Annotated in this window: 18 protein-coding genes; 11 read left to right on the top strand and 7 right to left on the bottom strand. The window is 70.8% G+C overall.

All coding sequences use genetic code 11. The features are described 5' to 3' along the window. Positions 1 to 4: 4 nt before the first annotated feature. Complete coding sequence (locus VEA98_RS07060; protein ID WP_324812261.1) at positions 5 to 1,741, bottom strand: ATP-binding protein; 1,737 nt, start codon at positions 1,739 to 1,741, stop codon at positions 5 to 7. Positions 1,742 to 1,877: 136 nt separating this feature from the next. Between VEA98_RS07060 and VEA98_RS07055 the strand changes: the two genes are divergently transcribed. From VEA98_RS07055 to VEA98_RS07045, 3 genes are all read left to right on the top strand, one after another. Next, complete coding sequence (locus tag VEA98_RS07055) at positions 1,878 to 2,129, top strand: hypothetical protein (RefSeq protein WP_324812259.1); 252 nt, start codon at positions 1,878 to 1,880, stop codon at positions 2,127 to 2,129. Positions 2,130 to 2,271: 142 nt separating this feature from the next. Then, positions 2,272 to 4,068 carry an autotransporter assembly complex family protein gene (locus VEA98_RS07050; RefSeq protein ID WP_324812256.1) on the top strand — a complete coding sequence of 599 codons (1,797 nt, stop codon included), beginning with the start codon at positions 2,272 to 2,274 and terminating at the stop codon, positions 4,066 to 4,068. Continuing rightward, a complete protein-coding gene (locus VEA98_RS07045; RefSeq protein ID WP_324812254.1) occupies positions 4,065 to 8,288 on the top strand; it encodes a translocation/assembly module TamB domain-containing protein in 4,224 nt (1,407 codons plus the stop codon). Before VEA98_RS07050 ends, VEA98_RS07045 begins: the two co-directional genes overlap by 4 nt. Before the next feature lie 64 nt (positions 8,289 to 8,352). Here VEA98_RS07045 and VEA98_RS07040 read toward each other — a convergent pair whose 3' ends face one another. Next, positions 8,353 to 8,877, bottom strand: a complete 525-nt coding sequence (locus VEA98_RS07040) for a hypothetical protein (protein WP_324812252.1) — start codon at positions 8,875 to 8,877, stop codon at positions 8,353 to 8,355. A 112-nt stretch (positions 8,878 to 8,989) separates the two neighbouring features. On the opposite strand from VEA98_RS07040, the gene VEA98_RS07035 reads away from it, so the two are divergent. The 7 genes from VEA98_RS07035 to VEA98_RS07005 are packed head-to-tail and all read left to right on the top strand — an operon-like array spanning position 8,990 to position 16,287. After that, complete coding sequence (locus tag VEA98_RS07035; RefSeq protein WP_324812249.1) at positions 8,990 to 10,240, top strand: hydrolase; 1,251 nt, start codon at positions 8,990 to 8,992, stop codon at positions 10,238 to 10,240. Between the two features lie 3 nt (positions 10,241 to 10,243). Continuing rightward, positions 10,244 to 11,251, top strand: a complete 1,008-nt coding sequence (locus tag VEA98_RS07030) for an arginine N-succinyltransferase (protein WP_324812247.1) — start codon at positions 10,244 to 10,246, stop codon at positions 11,249 to 11,251. 17 nt (positions 11,252 to 11,268) lie between these two features. Continuing rightward, on the top strand, positions 11,269 to 12,687 hold the full coding sequence (gene astD, locus VEA98_RS07025) for a succinylglutamate-semialdehyde dehydrogenase (RefSeq protein WP_324812245.1): 1,419 nt from the start codon (positions 11,269 to 11,271) through the stop codon (positions 12,685 to 12,687). Further along, positions 12,684 to 14,030, top strand: a complete 1,347-nt coding sequence (gene astB / locus VEA98_RS07020) for an N-succinylarginine dihydrolase (protein WP_324812242.1) — start codon at positions 12,684 to 12,686, stop codon at positions 14,028 to 14,030. The genes astD and astB overlap by 4 nt, the downstream gene beginning before the upstream one ends. Further along, entirely contained in the window at positions 14,027 to 14,449 is a 423-nt protein-coding gene (locus VEA98_RS07015) for a hypothetical protein (RefSeq protein ID WP_324812239.1), read from the top strand. The genes astB and VEA98_RS07015 overlap by 4 nt, the downstream gene beginning before the upstream one ends. Further along, complete coding sequence (locus tag VEA98_RS07010) at positions 14,437 to 14,982, top strand: GNAT family N-acetyltransferase (RefSeq protein WP_324812236.1); 546 nt, start codon at positions 14,437 to 14,439, stop codon at positions 14,980 to 14,982. The genes VEA98_RS07015 and VEA98_RS07010 overlap by 13 nt, the downstream gene beginning before the upstream one ends. A 12-nt stretch (positions 14,983 to 14,994) precedes the next feature. Continuing rightward, complete coding sequence (locus tag VEA98_RS07005; protein WP_324812234.1) at positions 14,995 to 16,287, top strand: MFS transporter; 1,293 nt, start codon at positions 14,995 to 14,997, stop codon at positions 16,285 to 16,287. Here the strand turns inward: VEA98_RS07005 and phhA are convergent, their stop codons facing one another. Together phhA and hspQ are read right to left on the bottom strand one after the other, a co-directional pair. Further along, positions 16,288 to 17,163 (bottom strand): phenylalanine 4-monooxygenase, encoded by an 876-nt coding sequence (gene phhA, locus VEA98_RS07000; RefSeq protein ID WP_324812231.1) that lies wholly within the window; start codon positions 17,161 to 17,163, stop codon positions 16,288 to 16,290. It abuts the gene before it with no gap. An 80-nt stretch (positions 17,164 to 17,243) separates the two neighbouring features. After that, positions 17,244 to 17,558 (bottom strand): heat shock protein HspQ, encoded by a 315-nt coding sequence (gene hspQ / locus VEA98_RS06995; protein ID WP_324812229.1) that lies wholly within the window; start codon positions 17,556 to 17,558, stop codon positions 17,244 to 17,246. Between the two features lie 146 nt (positions 17,559 to 17,704). Here hspQ and VEA98_RS06990 point away from each other — a divergent pair, with 146 nt between their 5' ends. After that, positions 17,705 to 18,856 (top strand): Ppx/GppA phosphatase family protein, encoded by a 1,152-nt coding sequence (locus tag VEA98_RS06990; protein WP_324812227.1) that lies wholly within the window; start codon positions 17,705 to 17,707, stop codon positions 18,854 to 18,856. A gap of 234 nt (positions 18,857 to 19,090) precedes the next feature. Here VEA98_RS06990 and VEA98_RS06985 read toward each other — a convergent pair whose 3' ends face one another. The 3 genes from VEA98_RS06985 to coaD are packed head-to-tail and all read right to left on the bottom strand — an operon-like array spanning position 19,091 to position 21,341. Beyond that, on the bottom strand, positions 19,091 to 19,978 hold the full coding sequence (locus VEA98_RS06985; protein ID WP_324812224.1) for a peptidylprolyl isomerase: 888 nt from the start codon (positions 19,976 to 19,978) through the stop codon (positions 19,091 to 19,093). A 32-nt stretch (positions 19,979 to 20,010) separates the two neighbouring features. Then, positions 20,011 to 20,850, bottom strand: a complete 840-nt coding sequence (locus VEA98_RS06980) for a peptidylprolyl isomerase (protein WP_324812222.1) — start codon at positions 20,848 to 20,850, stop codon at positions 20,011 to 20,013. Positions 20,851 to 20,858: 8 nt separating this feature from the next. Continuing rightward, the gene (coaD, locus tag VEA98_RS06975) at positions 20,859 to 21,341 is read right to left on the bottom strand and encodes a pantetheine-phosphate adenylyltransferase (protein WP_324812220.1); all 483 of its coding nucleotides are present in this window, start codon (positions 21,339 to 21,341) and stop codon (positions 20,859 to 20,861) included. Positions 21,342 to 21,371 lie beyond the last annotated feature (30 nt).

Raw genomic sequence — 21,371 nt, 5'->3', positions numbered from 1 at the left:
CGCCTCAGGCCACGGCCGCGTCGGGGGATTTCCGGCGCTCGGCGGCGCAGGCTTCGGCGAGCGTCCCGGCCAGCATGACGGGGTCGATGGGCTTGGTCAGGAAGGCGTGGACGCCCGCCGCATCCCAGGCCGCCCGGTGGACATCCAGGGCGTTGGCGGTCAGGGCGATCACCGGGGTGCCGCCGTTGACCACGCCCTGACGGATGCGCCGCGTCGCCTCCAGCCCGTCCATCACCGGCATCTGCATGTCCATCAGGATGGCGTCGAACGGCTCCCGCGACGCCGCCTCCAGCGCCTCGGCGCCGTTCTCCACCAGCGTCAGTCGGCAGCCGTGCGGCTCCAGCAGCAGGGTCAGGATGCGCCGGTTCACCTCGTGGTCGTCCGCCGCGAGGATGGAGCGGCCCTGCAGCGACCCCGCCACCTCGATCTGGCGCTCGGGGCGGGCGGCCTCGCCCTCGACGGCCTGCATCGGCAGCGACAGGGTGAAGGTCGAGCCCTGCCCCTCGACGCTCGACACGGTCAGGTCGCCGCCCATGATTTCGGCCAGCTTGCGGCTGATCGACAGGCCGAGACCGGTGCCGCCATGGCGGCGGGTGGTGCCGACATCGGCCTGCTCGAAGCTGTTGAACACCTGGGCCAGCCTTCCGGCGGGGATGCCGCAGCCGGTGTCCGAGACAGCCACCGACAGGCGGACGCCGTCCCAGTCCACGGCGACGACGATCTCGCCGTCCTGGGTGAATTTCACCGCATTGGAGAGCAGGTTGAACAGGATCTGCTGGAAGCGGAGCGGATCGGTTCGGACCGCCTCGGGCACGTCGGGCGAGACGCGCAGCGACAGGCGCACGCCATTGGCCATGGCCCGGGGCTCCCACAGGCGGCCGAGCGTCGCCAGCCGTTCGCGCACGACCATGTCGGCGCTTTCCAGCTCCATCTTGCCGGCCTCGATCTTGGAAAAGTCCAGCACGTCGTTGAGCAGGCCCATCAAGACGTCGCCCGCGTCGATCAGCATCGAGACATGCTCTCGCTGGCGGGTGTCGAGCCGGGTCCGCCGCAGCAGGTTGGCGGCCGAGATGACCGCGTTCATCGGCGTGCGAATCTCGTGGCTGACGACCGCGAGGAAGTCGGACTTGGCGGCGCTGGCCACCTCGGCCTTCTGGCGCGCGCGCTGCTCGGCGTCGCGGGCGGACTTGAGCGCGGTCGTGGTCATCGAGCTCTGGCGCACGGCGACCACGAGATGGCTCATGTAGAGCATGCAGCCGATGGCGATCAGCAGTTCGTGCCAGCGCCCTGTGGCCACCGCCCCGAAGATCGGCAGGCCGAGGAAATAGGTGGCGTGAGAGGCGACCGCCGAAATCAGTATGGGCCGCACGTGATGCATGTGCAGGCTGACGTGGAGCAGCCCGCCGGCGCACTGGACCATGGCGAAGATCCGGCCGACGTCCCCGCCCTGGAACCACATGTAGGCGGTGATTCCGGCATAGACGACGACGCCGATGACCGTCGTGACGCAGGTCAGGGCGACGTAGGCGCGGTCCGGACTCCATTCGGGGTTCCGCCGAAAGCGGGTGAACACCGCCCAGTCGAGCGCCTGGGTCGCCAGAACAGCCGCGAACCAGATCAGCGGCCAGGCCGTCGGGGTTACAACCCAGGCGGTGGCGCCGATGAAGGCCGCGAGCGCAATCCGTGTCTTGAGTTCACGATATCGCACCTGCGAAACCATGGCGTAGGCGGTCGCCGTCATTGAAGGCCCTCCAGTCCGCCACCTTCGCGCGAATTGGAAAAGGATTGGTTGCCGCCTGGATGACCGCGGGCGCTAACTTGGCTATGGAACAGCCTATACCGTCGCGCGTTGGAACGCCGACCCGGGGAGCTGCCAGATGAAACGTCTTTTCGCCCTTGTCGCCATCGCCGGCGCGGTCACCCTGAGCGCGTGCGACGATCCGCGCCCGGCCGAGCCTGAAGTGCTGGACGCGCCGATGGAGGAGCCCGTCGCCGCCGCCGTGGAGGAAGTGCAGGCGCCCGTGGCGGCGCCCAGCGCCACCGACGCGCCGCCCAGCGACACCCTTCCGGCCGAGAAGCGCACCTCCGAGGAATCGGTCCAGCCTGACAGCGAGACCCTGTTCTACTGACCAGCAGGGCGGCGCCTAATTTGCGCCGCCGGCGGATGCGACCCCGCCCGCCGTCCGCCAACCACAGGGCGCCCGCCCGCTGACGAAGCCCGCTGACGAAGGTTCCAGTTTGACGCCGAGGCCCGCCCTGTTTCTTTCCAGCGTGGCGGGGTTCGCGCTGCTGGCTTCGACGGCCGCCGCCGACCCGCGCGCCCAGGTGCGCGGCGAGATGGACGCCGAGCTGCGGGCGCAGATCGAACGCGCTGTCGGCGAGGTCGACGGCCCGCCCTCCAACCGCTTCGAGGCCCGCCGGCGTGCGCGGGGAGCGATGGAGGCCGCCGAGGCCCTGCTGCGCTCGGAAGGCTACTACCAGCCGGTGCTTGAGGACGTCGTCGAAGGCGAGGAGACGCCGGTCGCCATCGTCAATGTCACGCCCGGCCCCCGCTTCGCCCTGACCGAACCGATCGTCAACTGGGTCGAGCCCCCGCCCGAGCCGACCCTGCAGGAGCAGGTCCGCGGCGACATCGGTCTGAAGGCGGGGGATCCGGGGCGAGCCGTCGACGTCATCTCCGGCGAGGGGCGGCTCGTGGCCGGGCTGAACCGGCGCGGCCACGCCGACGCCCACGCCGATCCCCGACGCGTCGTCGTCGATCACGCCACCCTGACCGTGCAGCCGACCTACAACATCGTGGCCGGGCCCCTGGTCCGTCTTGACGGGGTGCGGCTCGAGACGCGCGGTCCCACCAATCCTAACTGGGTGGCGGGGCTTGCGCCGTGGTCGGAAGGCGAGGTCTACGACCCCGAAGACGTCGCCGAACTCGAGCGCCGGCTGCTCGAGACGGGGGTCTACGACGGGGTCGGCGTCGCCCTCGCTCCCGCCGCCCAGACCAACGCCGACGGCAACCGTCCGATCATCGTGACCCTGACCGACCGGCCGCGGTGGATACAGGAAGCCGGCGTCACCATTTCGACGTCGCAGGCGACGGTGACGGCCGGGCGCGCGACGTCAGCGACCGGAGGGTCGGCGATCGAGGGGCTGTGGACCTATCACAACCGATTCGGGCGCGCGGACACCCTGATCTGGCAGGCGCGCCTCGCCGACGTCGATAGCCGTCTGGGCGTCGATCTGCGCCTGCCCCACTGGCGCAGGCCGGGCCGGACGCTGAAGCTGTCGGCCGCCCTGTTGAACGAAGACACCGACGCCTACCGACGCACCGCCGTGGCCGTCGCCGCCGACCTGCAGCAGCGCCTCGGCAAAGCCTCGTGGTTCAGCTATGGCCTCGGCCTCGACGCCGGCAAGTATGACGAGAACCGGTTCGACCCGGTCACCCAGCTGCCGATCAATATCGAGCGCGACCTCGTCATCCTGACCGGCCGGGGCGGCGCCTATCTGGACCATTCCAACGATCCGCTCGATCCGACGACGGGCTGGCGGCTGACGGCCTCGGCCCAGCCGACCGCGGTGGCCGGCGAGGGCGCCACCGTGTTCCTGCGCACGGAAGCGCAGGTCACCGCCTATCTGCCGATCCAGGACAACGCCAGGACCGTGCTGGCCGGCCGGGTCCGGCTCGGTTCGATCGTCGGCGGCGAGGAACTGACCGTGCCTTCGGACCGCCTGTTCTATTCCGGCGGGGGCGGATCGGTGCGCGGCTACGAATACCAGGGCGTTGCGCCCCGCCTGCCCGACAACACCCCCCGCGGCGGGCTGAGCCTGTTCGAGTTTTCGGCCGAGGTGCGGCGCGACGTATTCCGCAACTTCCAGGGCGTGGTCTTCGTCGACGCGGGCTCGGTCGGCTTCGACCCGGCCCCCGACTTCAGCAACATGCGCTACGGCGCCGGCTTCGGCGTGCGCTACAAGCTGCCGTTCGGCCCCATCCGCGCGGACATCGCCTTCCCCCTCGACAAGCGCGAGGGTGACGCCGACTTCCAGGTCTACGTCAGCATCGGACAGGCGTTTTGACCCAAACGCCGCCCCCCTCAGACGCGCCCGAGACGCCCGCGGTGAAGGCGCGCAAGAAGCGTACGCGGCTGCAGGCCCTCGCCTTCTTCGGCGGCATGGCCGCGGCGATCCTGGCGGCGCTGCTGCTCGTCACCCTCGTCGGCGGCCGGATGTATCTGCTGTCCGACTCCGGACGGTCGCTTGTGACCAGCTTCGTGGCCGGCAAGAAGCTGGGCCGCTACGGGCGGATCAACGTCGAGGGCGTGCGCGGCGACCTGTTCGACGACTTCACCATCGACCGGGTGACGGTGACCGACGCCGACGGAGTCTGGCTGGAAGCGCGCCGGGTGCGGGTCGACTGGGACTGGTGGCCCCTGATCACGCGGCGCTTCCACGCCACCGAGGTCGAGGCCGAGGTGATCCGCCTGATCCGCCGGCCGTTGGTCGAACCGACGACCGAGCCGCCCGGCCCCCAGCCGCTGTCGGTCGACATCGACCGCTTCGCCGCGGATGTCGAATTGCTGGAGGGCTTCAGCAAGGAATACGGCCGGTGGAAGCTGGCCGGCGAGGCGCTGGTCCCGCGCAAGGGCCTGAAGCGCGTCACCATCAACGCCGACAGCAACAGCCGGCCTGGCGACTTCTTGCGCCTGACCGGCGCGATGGGCGAGGACATCGCCGACGCCCGACTGAACCTGCGGGCCGAGGAGGCGCGAGGCGGGCCCATCGCCGGCGCGCTCGGCTATTCGCCCGACCAGCCCTTCCTCGCCACCGCCGTGGTCAATGGCGAGGTGATCGAGGCGCTGGTCCGGACCGGGGAATTCACCCCCCTTAGGATCACTGGCCGCTACGGACCGGAGCAGACCCGGATTTCCGGCTACGTCGACTTCTCGGGCTCCGACCTGCTGGACCCCTTCGTGCGCCGCATCGGCCGCACCGCCCGCTTCGCCCTGGCGACGGCCCCGGACCGCAATGACGACGGCCTCCAGGGCGTCGGCTGGCGGCTGATCTCCGACAACCTCAACTCCAGCGCCAGCGGCCTGATCCGGATCAGCGACCGCACCGTGCCGCAGGGCGTCCGCGTCCGGGTCTCGACGCCGTCCCTGACGCGGCTCGCCGGCCGCCCGCTCGGCGACGGCGCGGCCTGGTCGGCGCTGTTCCGGGGCGACGCCAGGACATGGAGCCTGCAAGGCTCCATCGACGTGCTCGGCGCGGAGCTGTCGAGCTACCGGGCGCAGCGCATCCGCGGGCCGGTGAACGTCCGGGCCAGGGCCGGCCGTTACGACATCGACGGAGACCTGCGGGCGGCGGGCGGCTCGCCGGCGGGGATCATCGGCGGCCTGCTCGGATCCGGGCCACGGCTCCAGTTCGAAGCCGCGCGCCTCGCCGACGGCTCGTACCTGCTCGAGCGGCTGGACGCCGAGGGACAGGGCCTGAAGGTCACCGGCACGGGCGGGCGCAATCTGCTGGGCGGCCTCGGCTTCCGCGGCCGCGCCGAGGTCACCGACGCCTCGCGGCTGCGCAAGGGCGCCGCGGGCGCGTTCGGCGGAACCCTCGCCGCCTCCATGCCACGCAGCGGCGCGCCGTGGCAGGTGACGTTCGACGGCCGCGGCCGCCGTTTCGCCCTCGGCGTCGGCGAGCTGGACCGCCTGCTGGGCGAGACGCCGCGGCTTCAGCTCGTCGGGGCGCTGGACGGCGGCCGGGTGGTGCTCGATTCGGCGCGGCTGAGCGGCGCGCACGGCAACGCCGCGGCGCGCGGCTTCGTCGAGGGCGACGGCCGGCTGCGGCTGGCGATGAACTGGAACGCCCGCGGCCCCTTCGGCGTCGGTCCGGTCGAAATCGACGGCGCGATGACGGGCAATGGAACGGTCGGCGGCACCCTGGCCCGGCCCAGCGCCGACCTGAAGGCCGCCTTCGGCCGTGTCAGCGCCGGCGCCCTGGTCCTGACCGACGCAGCCATGGACCTGAGCTTCCGGCGCGGCGCCGATGCGTCGGACGGACGAATTTCGATCGTGGCGCAGTCAAACTACGGCCCGGCCCGGGCCAGCGGGAATTTCTATCTCGGCGGACAGCGCATCCGCCTGACTGACGTCGATCTCGACGCCGGCGGGGTGACCGCGCAGGGGGCGATCGCCCTGTCGAACCGCTTCCCGTCCAGCGCCGACCTCACCTTCGCGGCGCGTCCGGGCGCCTTCCTCGCCTCAGGCACGGCCGATGGCCGCATCCGGCTGACCGAAGGGGCCGGCGACGACACGGCCATCCTCGAGGTCAGCGGCCGCAACGTCCGGCTGACCGGCTCGACCTGGGTGATCCGCTCCCTCGACCTGAACGGCCGGGGCACGCTGGACCGCCTGCCCTTCACCCTCAAGGCGGATGTCGGCGGCCGCACGCCCGTGAGCTTCGACGGCACGGGGGTCTACTCCCGCCAGGCCACGGCCCAGACCGTCGTCCTGGAAGGCTCGGGCCGGGTTCGCGAGATCGCCTTCGCCACCCGCAATCCGGCGGTGCTGGCCCTGTCCGGCGACGGCCGCGTCGCCCGGGTCGATCTCGGCGTCGGCGGCGGCGTGCTGACCGGCGAACTGCGCCAGGATTCCCGGGCCGCCATCATCGAGGCCAACCTGACGAGCGTGGAACTGGGCTCGCTGGCGCCCGACCTGCGCGGGCGGGTGACGGGTCGGCTGTCGCTGCGGGGCGCGGGGGCCGACCTGTCCGGCTCGGCCAACCTGACGCTCGCAGACGTGCGCAGCATCGATGCGCCGAGCGGCCTGGCCATCGACGGCGTCGTCAACGCCGTGCTGGTCGACAACACGCTGCGGGTTCAGGCCCGGGTCTCCGACGAGGGCAACGTCCGGGCCAATGCGGATGTCACCCTGCCCGTCGAGGCCTCGGCCGCGCCGCTGCGCCTCGCGGTGGTGCGCACCCGGCCGATGTCCGGCGAGATCGACATCCAGGGCCAGGTGCAGCCGGTCTGGGACCTGTTCCTCGGCGGGGATCGCTCACTCTCGGGGATCATCAACGCGCGGGCGACCCTCGCGGGCTCGATCGCCGCGCCACGCATCAATGGACGCCTCGACCTGTGGCAGGGCGGGTTCCGCGACAACGCCACCGGCCTGCAGTTGCGGGACGTGACCCTGGCCAGCCGCTTTGATGACACCACCGCCCTCGTCGAGAGCTTCTCGGCCACCGACGGGTCTGGCGGAACGGTCGAGGGCGACGGCCGCATCGGCTTGCGCGAGGGCTCGGGCTCCAGCGTCGAACTCACGCTGGCCCGCTTCCGCATCATCGACAACGACATCGCCGAGGCGCGGGCCTCGGGACCGCTCAGCGTCGTGCGGGCGGAGGACGGCAAGATCCAGCTGACCGGCCGCATCGACATAGACGAGGCGCGGATCGAGGCCAATCCGCCCGGCTCGCGCGGCATCGTCGAGATGGACGTGATCGAGATCAACAAGCCCGGCGGCGACATCCCGGAAGAGGAACAGAACCGGCCGCGCGGCCTGCAGATCGGGGTCGACATCGCTATCCGGTCGCCCGGGGGCGACGTGCGGGTGATCGGGCGGGGCCTGAACGTCGAGATGAGCGTCAATGCGCGGGTCACCGGCACGATCAACCAGCCGACCCTGACGGGGACCGCCCGGGTCGTGCGCGGCGACTATGACTTCGCCGGCAAACGGTTCGTGTTCGACGAGCGGGGCACGGTCACCCTGTCGACCCGGCCGGAGCTGATCCGGCTGAACCTGACCGCGACACGGGACGATCCCGCCCTCACCGCCACCATCCGGGCCACCGGCACGGCGGCGCGTCCCGAGATCACCCTCACCTCGACCCCCGCCCTGCCGCAGGACGAGATCCTGTCACAGGTGCTGTTCGGGCGCTCGGCGTCGCAGCTGTCGGCGTTCGAGGCGGCCCAGCTGGCGGCGAGCGTCGGCGCGCTGGCGGGCGGCGGCGGCTTCGACGTGATCGGCAATCTGCGCGAACTGGCCGGGCTGGACCGGCTGTCGTTCGGCGGCGAGGCGTCCAGCCTGACCGTGGCCGGCGGGCGCTACCTGACCGACGACATCTATCTGGAGATCATCGGCGGCGGCGAGAACGGCGCGGCCGTGAACGTCGAGTGGCAGGTGCGGCGCAACCTCACCGTCAGCTCGAAATTCGGCGGACAGGGCGACGCCAGCCTGTCGATCCGCTGGCGCCGCCAGGCCCGCCAGCCGGGAACCGGTCGCGGGGACCGGCGCCCCAACCGCTAGAGCGAAACGGGCCCGGTCGGACAGCGTCCGGCCGGGCCCAGATTCGCTCCGGTCTGTCCGGCGCTCAGTAGGCCTGGGCGTCGCGGAACTTGTTCATCGCGCTGGCGCCGCGAATGCCGGCGATGTGGAGGATCAACTCGACGACCATCACGGCGAGACCGCCGTACACCTGCCATGCGGGGCCGGCGGCGGCCTCGAGGCCCATCTGGTTGGCCATCACCATGCCCCAGATGCCGGTGCCGAGCCCGTAGACGACGAGGACCGTGAACAGGATCGGAATGACGATATTGGGCTTGAACCACTGGACCAGGCCGAGGATCAGCTGAACCACGAGCAGGAAGGCCCCGAAGCCGATCGCCATACTCGTCGCCACGCCCGCCATGCCGGCGGCGCCCGGCGACTCGGCCGTGGCCTCGGCCATGGCGGCCTGCATGACCTCGGCGCCCGGGCCCATCATCCAGGCCAGCCCTATCGCCCCCCAGATCACGCCAAGAAAGATCGCTATGGCGCTGGCGCGCGCCGCGGCCTTCGCCTGCTCTGCATTGGTTATCGCAGCGGTCGGGTTCATCGCCCTCACCATGTCAGTCATGCCAGTTCCTCCCTGTGTTGGCCCGAGCACCCTATAAGGCGCGGGCGGCGGCGCAACGCACATTCGGTCCTCGCCTTCACCTTTGCGGTGCGGGCCGCTAGGGTCGCCACGCATGCGGATTCTCCCCCACGACCAAGCCGTGCTCGACCATGTCGCGGCGCGCGAGGCGGCCATTGTCGGCCGGGCGGTCGACTGGGCGAACGTCAATTCCGGCAGCCGGAACGCCGCCGGGCTGGACGCCGTGCTGGCCCTGTTGGAAACGGCCGCCAAGCCCCTCTCCGCCCGGATCGAGCGCCTTGCCACGGCGGGCGCGACCAGTGTCGGCGACGACGGCCGGGTACGGACCGAGGCGCATGCGGACGCCCTGAAGATCACCGCCCGCCCCGACGCTCCGATCCAGGTCGTCCTGACCGGCCACTACGACACCGTCTTCCCCGCCGACAGCGCCTTCCAGACCGTCGCCACCCGCGCCGACGGCGCCCTGAACGGGCCCGGCATCGCCGACATGAAGGGCGGGATCAGCGTCATGCTGGCGGCCCTGGAGGCGTTTGAGACCCATCCCGACAAGGGCCGCGTCGGATGGACGGTGCTGCTGTCGCCGGACGAGGAGATCGGCTCGCCCGCCTCCGCCCCGCTGCTGGCCGAACTGGGCGCGCGCGGCCATGTCGGCATGACCTATGAGCCGGCGATGCCGGACGGCTCGCTGGCTGGCGCGCGCAAGGGCAGCGGCAACTACCACCTGATCGTCACCGGCAAGGCGGCCCACGCCGGCCGGGCCTTTGACGAGGGCGCCAACGCCGTCGCGGGCGCGGCCATCATCGCCGCCCGCCTGCACGGCCTCAACGGCCGGCGCGAGGGCGTCACCGTCAATGTCGCGAAGATCGCCGGCGGCGGGCCGCTGAACGTCGTCGCCGACAACGCCGTGGTCCGCTTCAACGTCCGCGTGCCGGACAAGGACGCTTCGGACTGGATTGAAACGGCGGTGCGCGAGATCGCGTCCGAACCGCCCTTCCCCGGCCTGACGCTGGACCTGCACGGCGGCATGACCCGCGCGCCGAAGCCCATGGACGCCTCCCAGTCGGCCCTGTTCGAGGCGGTGCGCCAGACCGGCGCCCTGCTTGGGCAGACCCTTGCCTGGAAGCCTTCCGGCGGTGTCTGCGAAGGCAACAACCTGCATGCGGCCGGCCTGCCCAATATCGACACCCTCGGGGTGCTCGGCGGCGACATCCACTCGGATCAGGAGTTCGCCTGGCCGGCCAGCTTCGTCGAACGGGCCCGGCTCAGCGCCCTGATCCTGTGCAAGATCGCGTCGGGCGAGATCGACGCCCTGAAACTGAAATCGCTACGTCTGGAGACGATGTAACCCATGCTCGTCGTCCGCCCCGCCGGCCCCGCCGATCTCGACCACCTGCTGGAACTGGCCATCCTCAGCGGCCCGGGCTTCACCAGCCTGCCCGAGGATCCCGATCAGCTGGCCGAGCGGCTGGAGCTCGGCCGCGACAGCTTTTCCGGCAAGCTGGCCCCGCAGGACTGCTGGTACACCCTGATGCTGGAGGAGTCGGACACCGGCGACGTCGACGGCGTCGGCTCGGTCAAGGCGGCGGTCGGCCTGCACCGCCCGTTCTTCTCGTTCCGGGTGGTGACCAACACCCAGTCCTCGCCGTCGCTGGGCATCAAGCTGGAACAGAAGACCCTGGTGCTGGTCAACGAATGCAGCGGATGGACCGAGGTCGGCTCGCTGTTCCTCAAGGCCGACCGGCGCAAGGGCGGCGCGGGGCGGCTGCTCAGCCAGTCGCGCTACATGCTGATCGGGGCCCAGCCCGAGCTGTTCGCCGAGTCGGTGCTGGCCGAGTTGCGCGGGGTGTTCACGCCCGACGGCGCCTGTCCGTTCTGGGATCATGTGGCGCACAAATTCTTCCCGATGGAGTTCGACGACGCCGACCGCATGACCGGCTCGACCGACAAGCAGTTCATTCTCGACCTCGCCCCGCGCCATCCGATCTATGTCGAGCTGCTGCCCGAGCCGGCCCGGGCGGTGATCGGCAAGGTGCACCCGCAGGGCGTGCCCGCCATGGCTCTGCTCGAGAGCGAGGGCTTCCGGCCCAATGGCCTGGTTGACATCTTCGACGCCGGGCCGACGGTCTGCTGCGACCGCGACAACATCCGCACCGTGCGCGACGCCCGCCGCCTGACCGCCCAGATCGTCGAGGAGGTCGAGGCCGAGCTGCCGGCCCTGATCTCCACCGACCGCGTCGCCGACTTCCGCGCCGTTCGCCAGCGGGCCCATATCGAGGGCGATACGGCGACCCTGACCCGCGAGACCGCCGACGCGCTGAAGGTGCGGTCCGGCGACACGGTGCGGGTGAAGACGTGAGCGCCTATCTGGACCCCATGAGCAAATTCCAATCCATCGATCCCGCCACCGGCGAAACCGTCTGGGAGGGCGCCGCCGCCTCGCCCGCCGAGGTGCAGGCCGCCGTCGACCGCGCCCGCGCCGCCTTCCCCGATTGGGCCGACCGCCCGCGTCAGGACCGCATCGACGCGATGAAGCGCTATCAGGCGGTGCTGAAGGACCGCGCGCCGCAGATGGCCGAGGCCATCAGCCGCGAAACCGGCAAGGCCCTGTGGGAGACGACGACCGAACTCGCCGCCATGCAGGGCAAGGTCGACATCTCCATCCGGGCCTATGACGAGCGCACCGGCGAGCGCGCGGCTGATACCGCCTTCGGTCACGCCACACTGCGCCACCGTCCGCACGGCGTCGCGGCGGTGCTGGGCCCGTTCAACTTCCCCGGCCACTTGCCCAACGGCCACATCGTCCCGGCCCTGCTGGCGGGCGACACCGTCGTCTTCAAGCCGTCGGAAGAGACGCCCCTGACCGGCCAGCTGATGGCCGAGGCCTTCGCCGCCGCCGACCTGCCCGCCGGCGTGATCAATGTCGTCCAGGGCGGGCGCGACACGGGCGCGGCCCTGCTCGACGCCGGCATCGACGCCCTGATGTTCACCGGCTCCGGCGCGGCGGGCGCGCATTTCCGGCGCAAGTTCGCGGACGATCCGCACGTCATCCTCGCCCTCGAGCTGGGCGGCAACAATCCGCTGGTCGTCTGGGACGCCGCCGACGCCGAGGCGGTGGCCGGCATCGTGGTCCAGTCCGCCTTCATCACCACCGGCCAGCGCTGTTCCTGCGCCCGCCGCCTGATCGTGCCCGAGGGTCCGCAGGGCGACGCCATCGTGGCGGCGGTGGAATCAATAGTTGATCGGCTGATCTTCGCCCCGTGGAACTCGACGCCGGAGCCCTACGCCGGACCGCTGATCTCGGTGAAGGCGGCCGAAGCGGCGCTGAAGGCGCTGCAGGACCGCATCGCCATGGGCGCGAAAGTGATCCGCGCCTCGGGCCCGGTCGGCAACCTGCCCGGGGCCTTCGTCAGACCGGCCATCATCGACGTCACCGGCGTCGCCGTGCCCGACGAGGAGATGTTCGCCCCCTTCCTGTCGGTGACCCGCGTCGCCAGCTTCGACGCCGCCATCGCCGAGGCCAACGCCACCCGCTACGGCCTGTCCGCCGGCCTGGTCAGCGACGACCCGTCGAACTGGCGGACCTTCGTCCGCCGCATCCGCGCCGGCGTGGTCAATTTCAACCGCCCGACCACCGGCGCCGCCGGCGACATGCCCTTCGGCGGCCTCGGCGCCAGCGGCAATCACCGACCGTCGGCCTACTATGCGGCGGACTACTGCGCCTATCCGGTGGCCAGTTTCGAGGCGGAGTCAGTCAAGAATATCGAGAGCGAGATCAAGGGCCTGCGCTCGTGAACGCGACCGCCGTCGAAGCCAACGCCGACGGCCTGATCGGCCCGACCCACTCCTATGCGGGCCTGTCGCCCGGCAACCTCGCCTCCAGCCTCAACGCCGGCGAGGCCTCCAACCCGCGCGCGGCGGTGCTGCAGGGCCTCGACAAGATGAAGCGGCTGGCCGACCTCGGCCTGCCCCAGTTCGTGCTGCCCCCGCACGAGCGGCCGAACATCCCCTTCCTGCGCTCGCTCGGCTTCACCGGCTCCGACGCCGCCGTGCTGGAGCGGGCGTGGAAGTTCGCGCCCTCCTTCGCCGCCGCCGCCTGTTCCGCCTCGCCGATGTGGGCCGCCAACGCCGCGACGGTGACGCCCAGCGCCGACGCCGCCGACGGCCGGGTCCACTTCACCCCCGCCAACCTGATCACCAACCTGCACCGCTCGCTGGAGCACCAGCAGACCAAGCGGGCGCTGGACGCCCTCTTCCCCGACCCCGCCCGGTTCGCCGTCCACGACGCCCTCCCCTCCGTGGCCCACCTCGCCGACGAGGGCGCGGCCAATCACGTCCGCCTGTGCGCCGATCACGGCCAGCCCGGCGTCAACCTGCTGGTCTGGGGCCGGGAAGCCTGGGAGCACTGGCAGGGCCAGTATCCGGCCCGCCAGACGCGCGAGGCCTCCGAGGCCATCGCCCGCCGTCACGGCGCCTCGGGCGTGGTGCTGGCCCGTCAGTCCGCCGCCGCCATCGCCGGCGGGACCTTCCACAACGACGTGGTCTGCGTCGGGGCGCTGGACACCCTGTTCTTCCACGAACTGGCCTTCGAGCACACCGCCCGGACGCTGGAGGCCATCCGCCGCGCCGCCGACGGCCGTTTCGAGCCGGTCTTTATCGAGATCGCGGCCGCCGACCTGCCCCTCTCCGACGCCATCTCCAGCTACATCTTCAACTCGATGCTGGTGCGCATCCCCGGCGAGGCCCGCCTGACGCTGATCTGCCCCACCGAGACGCGCGACAACGCCCGCAGCCGCGCCGTCGCCGAGGCCCTGACCGCCTCCAACGGTCCCATCGGATCAGTCGAATACGTCGATGTCCGCCAGTCGATGCGAAACGGCGGCGGCCCCGCCTGCCTGCGCCTGCGCGTCGCCCTGACCGAGGCTGAACTGGCCGCAACCAACCCCGCCATGCGGATGACCGACGAACTGCACGCCCGCCTGTCGATCTGGGCGGCTGCCTGGTACCGCGACACCCTCAGTCCCGCCGATCTGGCCGACCCGGCCCTGCTGGACGAGAGCCGAGGCGCGCTTGATGAATTGACGTCGATCCTCGGGCTCGGCGGCGGCTTCTATCCGTTCCAGCGAGACGGGGCGTGACCGCCAATCCGTGGCTCGTGGCGGCCGGCGCGCTCAGCGCCGCCGCATCCGCGGCCCATCTCGCCATCATCGTCGGCGGGCCGCGCTGGTACGACTTCTTCGGCGCCGGGCCGCGCATGGTCAGGCTGGCGGAGCAGGGCTCGCCAAAGGCGGCGCTGATCACCTTCGGCATCGCCGCCGTCCTCGCCGTCTGGGCGGCCTACGCCTTCTCCGGAGCCGGCCTGATCCCGCGCCTGCCCCTGCTGAAGCTGGGTCTCGCCGCCATCAGCGCCATCTACCTGCTGAGGGCCGTCGGCTACATTCCCGCCCTCTACGCCACCGGAGCGTCGGTCGGCGCCTTCGCCTGGATCAGCTCGGCGATCGTCCTACTCTACGCCGTCGTGCACATCGCCGGGACGCTGCAGCTATGGCGGACCTGACCCATCGGATCGCGACCGAGGCGGACATCCCCGCCCTCGTCGCCCTGATGGACCGCGCCATCAGCGGCCCGCTCGCCGCCTTCCTGACGCCCGACCAGATCACCGCCAGCCGCCGGCTGATGGGCATCGACAGCCAGATCATCGCCGACCGCACCTATTTCATCGTGGAGCGGGACGGCGTCCTCGCCGGCTGCGGCGGCTGGAGCGCCCGGATCACCGAATACGGCGGCGACCACACGCCTGGCCGTATCCCCTCCCCGCTGACGCCCGGCGTCGACGCCGCCCGCATCCGCGCCATGTACACGGCGCCGGAGTTCCTGCGGAAGGGGGTCGGCCGCCTGATTCTCGGCCTGTGCGAGACCGCCGCACGCGCCGCCGGCTACGACCGCGCCGAGCTGGTCGCCACCCTCGGCGGCGAGCCCCTCTACCGCGCCGCCGGCTACCGCGAGATCGAACGCTTCGAGGACGACCGCGGCGGCGCGCCCGTGCCGCTGGTCAGGATGGGCAAACCGCTGGATGATGCGGCCCTCTGAGGGGGGATGCCGATGACAGACGCCGCCATGTCGCCCGCGCGGCGTCTTAGGAACATCATCGGCGGCTCGGCCGGCAATCTGGTCGAGTGGTTCGACTGGTACGCCTACGCCGCCTTCACCCTGTATTTCGCCCCGGTCTTCTTCCCCGGCGGCGACAGTACGGCCGAACTGCTCAAGGCCGCCGCCGTGTTCGCGGTCGGCTTCCTGATGCGCCCGGTCGGGGCGTGGATCATGGGCGTCTATTCGGATCGCAAGGGCCGCAAGGCGGGTCTGACCCTGTCTGTCAGCCTGATGTGCGCCGGCAGCCTGATCATCGCCTGCACGCCCGGCTACGCCACGATCGGTCTCGCCGCCCCGGCCCTGCTGCTGCTCGCGCGCATGCTGCAGGGCCTCAGCGTCGGCGGCGAATACGGCTCGTCGGCGACCTATCTGTCCGAGATGGCCACGGCGAAGCATCGCGGCTTCTGGTCGAGCTTCCAGTACGTCACCCTGATCTGCGGCCAATTGCTGGCCCTGGCCCTGCTCATCCTGCTCCAGAACACCCTCAGCGAGGGCGCGCTGGAGAGCTGGGGCTGGCGCATCCCCTTCTTCGTCGGCGCGGGGCTGGCGGTGGTCGTGTTCTGGATCCGGCGCCGCCTCGACGAGACCTCGGCCTTCATCGCCACGGACATGAGCGAGGCGCCGAAATCCAGCGCCCTGCTGCTGATCCTCAAACACCCGAAGGAGGCGCTGATGGTGCTCGGCCTGACCGCCGGCGGCACCGTCGCCTTCTACACCTACACCACCTACCTGCAGAAATTCCTCGTCAACACGACCGGCTTCAGCAAGGCCACGGCGACCGAGATCAGCGCCGCCGCCCTGCTGGTCTTCATGCTGATCCAGCCGGCCGTCGGGGCCTTGTCCGACCGGATCGGCCGGCGGCCGGTGATGATCGCCTTCGGCGTGCTGGGCGTGCTGTTCACCGTGCCGATCATGACCGCCCTGTCAGGCGTCGACAGCCCGCTCATCGCCTTCCTGCTGGCCATGGCGGCGCTGGTCATCGTCAGCGGCTACACCTCGATCAACGCCGTGGTGAAGGCCGAGCTGTTCCCGGCCCATATCCGGGCCCTGGGCGTCGCCCTGCCCTATGCGGTCGCCAACGCCCTGTTCGGCGGCACGGCCGAATACGCCGCCCTGTGGTTCAAGGACGAAGGCATGGAAAGCGCCTTCTTCTGGTACGTCACCGCCCTGATCGGCGTATCGTTGCTGACCTACGTCCGCATGCGCGACACCGGCCGCAACAGCCTGATCGTCCACGCCGACTGATCAGGCCGCGAACCGTCCGCCTCGCGCCGCATAGGCCTGGGTGCCGCGGGAGAAGACGCGGTCACCGGGCAGGATGGCGTCGATGGCGATGTCTTCCGCCCCCTTCAGCCGCGCATAGATCGGCCCGAAGTCCTGCAGCGTCTCGCGCTTCAGCTGATCGATGCTGTCGATGACGAAATAGACCTGCTGGAAGTCGTCGATCCGGTAGAGGGTCCGCATCACCCGTTCCAGGTCGAAGCCCAGGCGGTTCGGCGACGGGTCCTCCAGGGCGAAGACGCTCTCCGTCGCCGACGAGACGATGCCGGCCCCGTAGATTCTCAGCCCCTCCGTATCCTGCATCAGGCCGAACTCGACCGTGTACCAGTACAGCCGCGCCAGGTTCTGCAGCATGCCCAGCGAGGCCGCCCGCTGCCCGCCCTTGCCGTAGGCCTCCATATAGGCGGCGAAGTCGGGGTCGGTCAGCATCGGCACATGGCCGAACACGTCGTGGAAGATGTCTGGCTCCTGCAGGTAGTCCAGCTGGTCCGGCTTGCGGATGAACTGGCCCGAGGGGAAGCGCCGGTTGGCCAGATGGTCGAAGAACACCTCGTCCGGCACCAGCCCCGGCACGCAGACCACCGTCCACCCGGTCAGGGCCTGCAGCTTGGGGTTCATGGTCTCGAAATCGGGGATGCCGCCGGTGTTCAGGTCCAGCGCCGTCAGCCCCTTGAGGAACACGTCGGCGGCCCGGCCCGGCAGGATCTTCATCTGGCGGGCGTACAGGGTGTCCCAGGTCTGGTGCTCGACCTCGGTGTACGCAGCCCAGTTCTGCGGGATGGTCCAGTCCGCCGCGGCCCCTTCGGGCGGCGCTTCGAAGACGTGCTCGAAATCGGACATGGGGCGCTCCTGCTCCTCGGACTCTGGCGGTCCTTAGCGCCAATCTAGGCGCGGCGCACGGGGCGCGCCAGCACCCGGCGTCAATGGATGGCGTGGGTCTTGGGGGCGTGACGGCCGCGGGCGTCGACCGTGAACCAGCGGGACTCGGCCTCGCGCGTCACCGTGGCCAGCTCGGGATCGTGTTCCAGCGCGTCTTCCGGCGCATAGGCGACGAAACCACCCTCCGCGCCCAGCGCCAGCACCTGGTAGAAGGGCTGGTCGGGCGAGATCACGCCGGTGTCTCCCGGCTTGCCCGCGAACACCGGGTCGACGTCGATCACCACGCCGCGGAAGGCGGCTTCGCGGTGGCGGACGATCTGCCCGAGGCCGAATTTGGCGACGATTTCATCAGTCATGGCCGGAGCATGCCCGCCTGAACCTGAGCCGCATGCCCGCCGCGCCGTTCATTTTCGCGTCACCGTCCTTGGCGCGGACGCGAAGGCGGGGCTAGGTTGGTCGGGACGGGCGCCGCTTCGGACCGCCCACCTTGAAAGTTCGGCCCATGCCGGAGACCGACGACGCCCGCGGGGGCGTCCAGCGGTCCCAGCGTTCCGGGTCCGGCGGCCAGCGCGCCCGGGGCGGCGCCTCCGACGGATCCGGCGTTTCAGGTCGGGAGCCGCCCCTGTACGGGGCGCTCGATCTGGGGACCAACAATTGCCGCCTGCTGATCGCGCGCCCGGCGCGGGACGGCTTTCGGGTGGTCGATTCCTTCAGCCGCATCGTGCGTCTCGGCGAGGGCCTGTCGCGCACCGGCCGGCTCGATGACGCGGCCATGGAGCGCGCCTACGACGCGCTCGTCCTGTGCGGCGAGCGGGTCGCCAGGAAGGGCGTGGACTCCGCCCGCCTGATGGCCGTCGCCACCCAGGCCTGTCGTCAGGCGGATAACGGCGCCGCCTTCATCGAGCGGGTCCGCGAAGGCACCGGCCTGAGGCTGCGCATCATAGACCCCGTCGAGGAGGCCCGGCTTTCGGTCGAAGGCTGCCTGAACCTGTTCGACCAGTCCGCCGAGGCGGTGCTGGTGGTCGACGTCGGCGGCGGCTCCACGGAGCTCAGCTGGCTCAGGCGGACCGACAGCGGCTTCGCGCTGGAAGGCTGGATGTCGGCGCCGATCGGGGTGGTCACCCTGGCCGAACGTCATCCCGAACCGGAAAGCAAGGCGGCCGCATCGCTGGGCCCCTGGTACGAGGCCATGGTCGCCGACATGGGCGAGGCCCTGTCGCAGTCGCCGGTCGATCCCGCCCTGCGCGAGGTTTTCGCCGGCGGCCGGGCTCATCTGGTCGGCACCTCGGGGGCGATCACCAGCCTCGCCGGCATCCATCTCGGCCTGCGCCGCTACCAGCGCAACCTCGTGGACGGCCTGTGGATGACGCGCGGCGACTGCGAGAAGGCCGCCGAGCGCCTGATTCACCTGGGTCCGGATGGCCGCGCGGCCGAGTCCTGCATCGGGCCCGACCGCGCCGACCTGGTGCTGGCCGGGGCGGCGATCATGGAGGCGGTGCAGCGCGCCTGGCCCTCGGAACGCGTCAGGGTCGCCGACCGCGGCCTGCGCGAGGGCCTGCTGCTGCAGCGGATGCGCGAGGACCGCCGGCCGCGGCGACGCCGGCGACGGGGGCGGAGCCCGGGGAATAACGGGAGCGTGCAAACGCCCGCCTGATCGCCCTCCGCGAAGGTCTAGGCGGGAGGACGCCTCTCCTCCTGGGGTTTCGGATACTCGATTCCGGAGGGGAGACGGGCCGTGTCGCAAACATCCGTCGAGAGCGAGCTCGGCGTGCAGGGCGGCAGGCCCCGGTCCCGGCTCCAGGGAAGGCTGGTGCAGCCACAAGCCATGCAGGCGACCAGCAGGGCTCCGGCGGATTTGGTCAGGCGGCGCATGCTGTTTCCTCCATGATTACAGAACCTGAACCGGGACGGCGACGTCGCAGACCGAGAAATCGGCCCCGCGGGCCGCGCGGGTTTCGTCGACGATAGCGCGGAAGCGCGCCGAGTCGGCGGCCAGCATCTGGACCACGGGACGTTCAGCCTCGGGAATGTCCGCGGCGACCCGGACGCGCGTCATGCGGTCGGGCTGGGCCGCGGCCATCATGCCGTTCTCGCCGTCGCCGACCTGCAGCGACCGGACCACGTCGAGTCCCGCCACCGTCATACCCCAGATGCTGTAGCGCTTGTCCAGGGCCGGATAGGCCTGGCGCATGATGAAGAACTGGCTGTTGGCCGTGTCATTGCCCTCGTCGCGGGCCATGCCGGCGACGCCCGGGCAGTAAAGGCCCCAGCCGTGCACCTTGCCGTCCCCCGTCTGGGCGAAGGCGGAATCCGGCTGGGTCTGGACCGGCAGGGAATGGAAGAAGCCGACCCGCGCGCCGGTCGGCTCGGCCACGGCGGCGAACGGCATGGTCGGGTCGCGGCGGAAGGTGAACTCGGCCTTCAGGTCGGGATAGGGGCTCTGGCCCTCGCCATTGCCCAGCGGATCGCCGGTCTGGGCCATGAACCAGTCGATGACCCGGTGCCAGGAGACATCGTCGTAGAAGCCGCGCCGGGCCAGCAGCTTGATCCGCTCGACGTGCAGCGGCGCGACCTCGGGAAACAGCTCCAGCAGGATGCGCCCCTTCGTCGTGTCGATGACCAGCAGGTTCTCGGCCGGAACGGCGCGCCATTCGGTGGCGGCGATGGTCGTCTCCGGCGTCGGCGCGGGCGGCGGCGGTCCGCCGGCCTCCTGGGCCATGGCGGGCGCAGCCAGCAGGGCGGCGGCGAACAGCGCGGCGGCGGAAATCGACTTCATGGCATCCTCCCCAGGAATTCAGAACGGCAGGTTCAGCCCCCGACGACCTCGGCGGGCGGCTGCACGTCGCAGATGTTGAAGGCGGCGCCGCGTTGGTCCCTGACCCGCATCACCTCGCGCTGCAGGGCGGCCCCCGTGGCGACACGCACGGTCGGCCGCTCGTTCGCGGGCAGGGCCGCGGCGGTGCGCGCGCGGGTCATCAGGTCGGGATCGGTCACGGCTCCGTTGTCCGCCTCCGAGCCGGCCTTGAGGGCGCGGACGACCTCCATCCCGACCACCACCCGGCCGAACGGCGTATAGCGCCCGTTCAGATCGTCCTTCGGGCCGGTCATGAGGAAGAACTGGCTGTTGGCGCTGTCCGGCGAATTGGCGCGCGCCATGCCGGCGACACCGGGGCAGAACAGCCCTTGGGCGCCCGTCTTGAAGTCGGCGGTGATCATCATCTGGGCGTCGGGCTGGGTGATCACCGGCACGGAGCCGATGAGGCCCAGCTGGCCGCCGGGGGCCGCCTCGACCTGGACGAAGCCGGCGTCGCGGCCGCGCCGGAACTCGAACTCGCCGGCCAGGTCGGGCAGCTCGCTGCCGCCCTGCCCCGTGCCCTGCGGATCGCCGGTCTGGGCCATGAAGTTCGGGATCACCCGGTGGAATTTCAGCCCGTCGTAGAAGCCCTGGTCGGCCAGGGTGCGGATGCGCTCCACCGACCGCGACGCCATGCGCGGCTCCAGCTCAACCAGGATCCGGCCGTGGACGGTGTCGATGACCAGCAGGTTCTCGGGCGCGACCGTGCGCCACTCGGCCGGGGCGGTCTGGGCGAAAACGGGGGCGGCGGCCAGCAGCGAAAGCGAAAGCGCGGCGGCGGTGACGATCTTCAAGACGGCGACTATCCCTTGACCTTGGCCCGGACCGCCGCGGCGACCGTCGGGCTGACGAAACTGTCGATCGCACCGTCCAGCCGGGCGATCTCCTTGACCAGCCGCGAGGCGATGGCCTGGTGCCGCGGGTCGGCCATCAGGAAGACCGTCTCGATGTCGGCATTGAGGCGCTGGTTCATCGCCGTCATCTGGAACTCGTATTCGAAGTCCGCGACGGCGCGCAGTCCGCGCACGATGATGTTGGCGTCCAGCGATTCGGCGAAATGCATCAGCAGGCTGTCGAACGGCCGCACCTCGACCTTCGCGCCCAGGTGGGCGACCTCGGCGCGGACCATGACCACCCGCTCGTCGGTGCTGAACAGCGGGCCCTTGTCGTCATTGCGCGCCACGCCGATGACCAGTCGGTCGACCAGCTTCACGGCCCGCCCGATGATGTCCATATGCCCGTTGGTGACGGGATCGAATGTGCCTGGGTACAGGCCGATGCGCATCGATGGTCTCCCCGCCCTTTGGTCCGGTTT

Origin of the sequence: Brevundimonas sp., assembly GCF_035627055.1 — a bacterium.
Taxonomy (GTDB): domain Bacteria; phylum Pseudomonadota; class Alphaproteobacteria; order Caulobacterales; family Caulobacteraceae; genus Brevundimonas.
The sequence above is the reverse complement of the archived record's forward strand: the minus strand, read 5'-3'. Positions and strand labels throughout refer to the sequence as shown.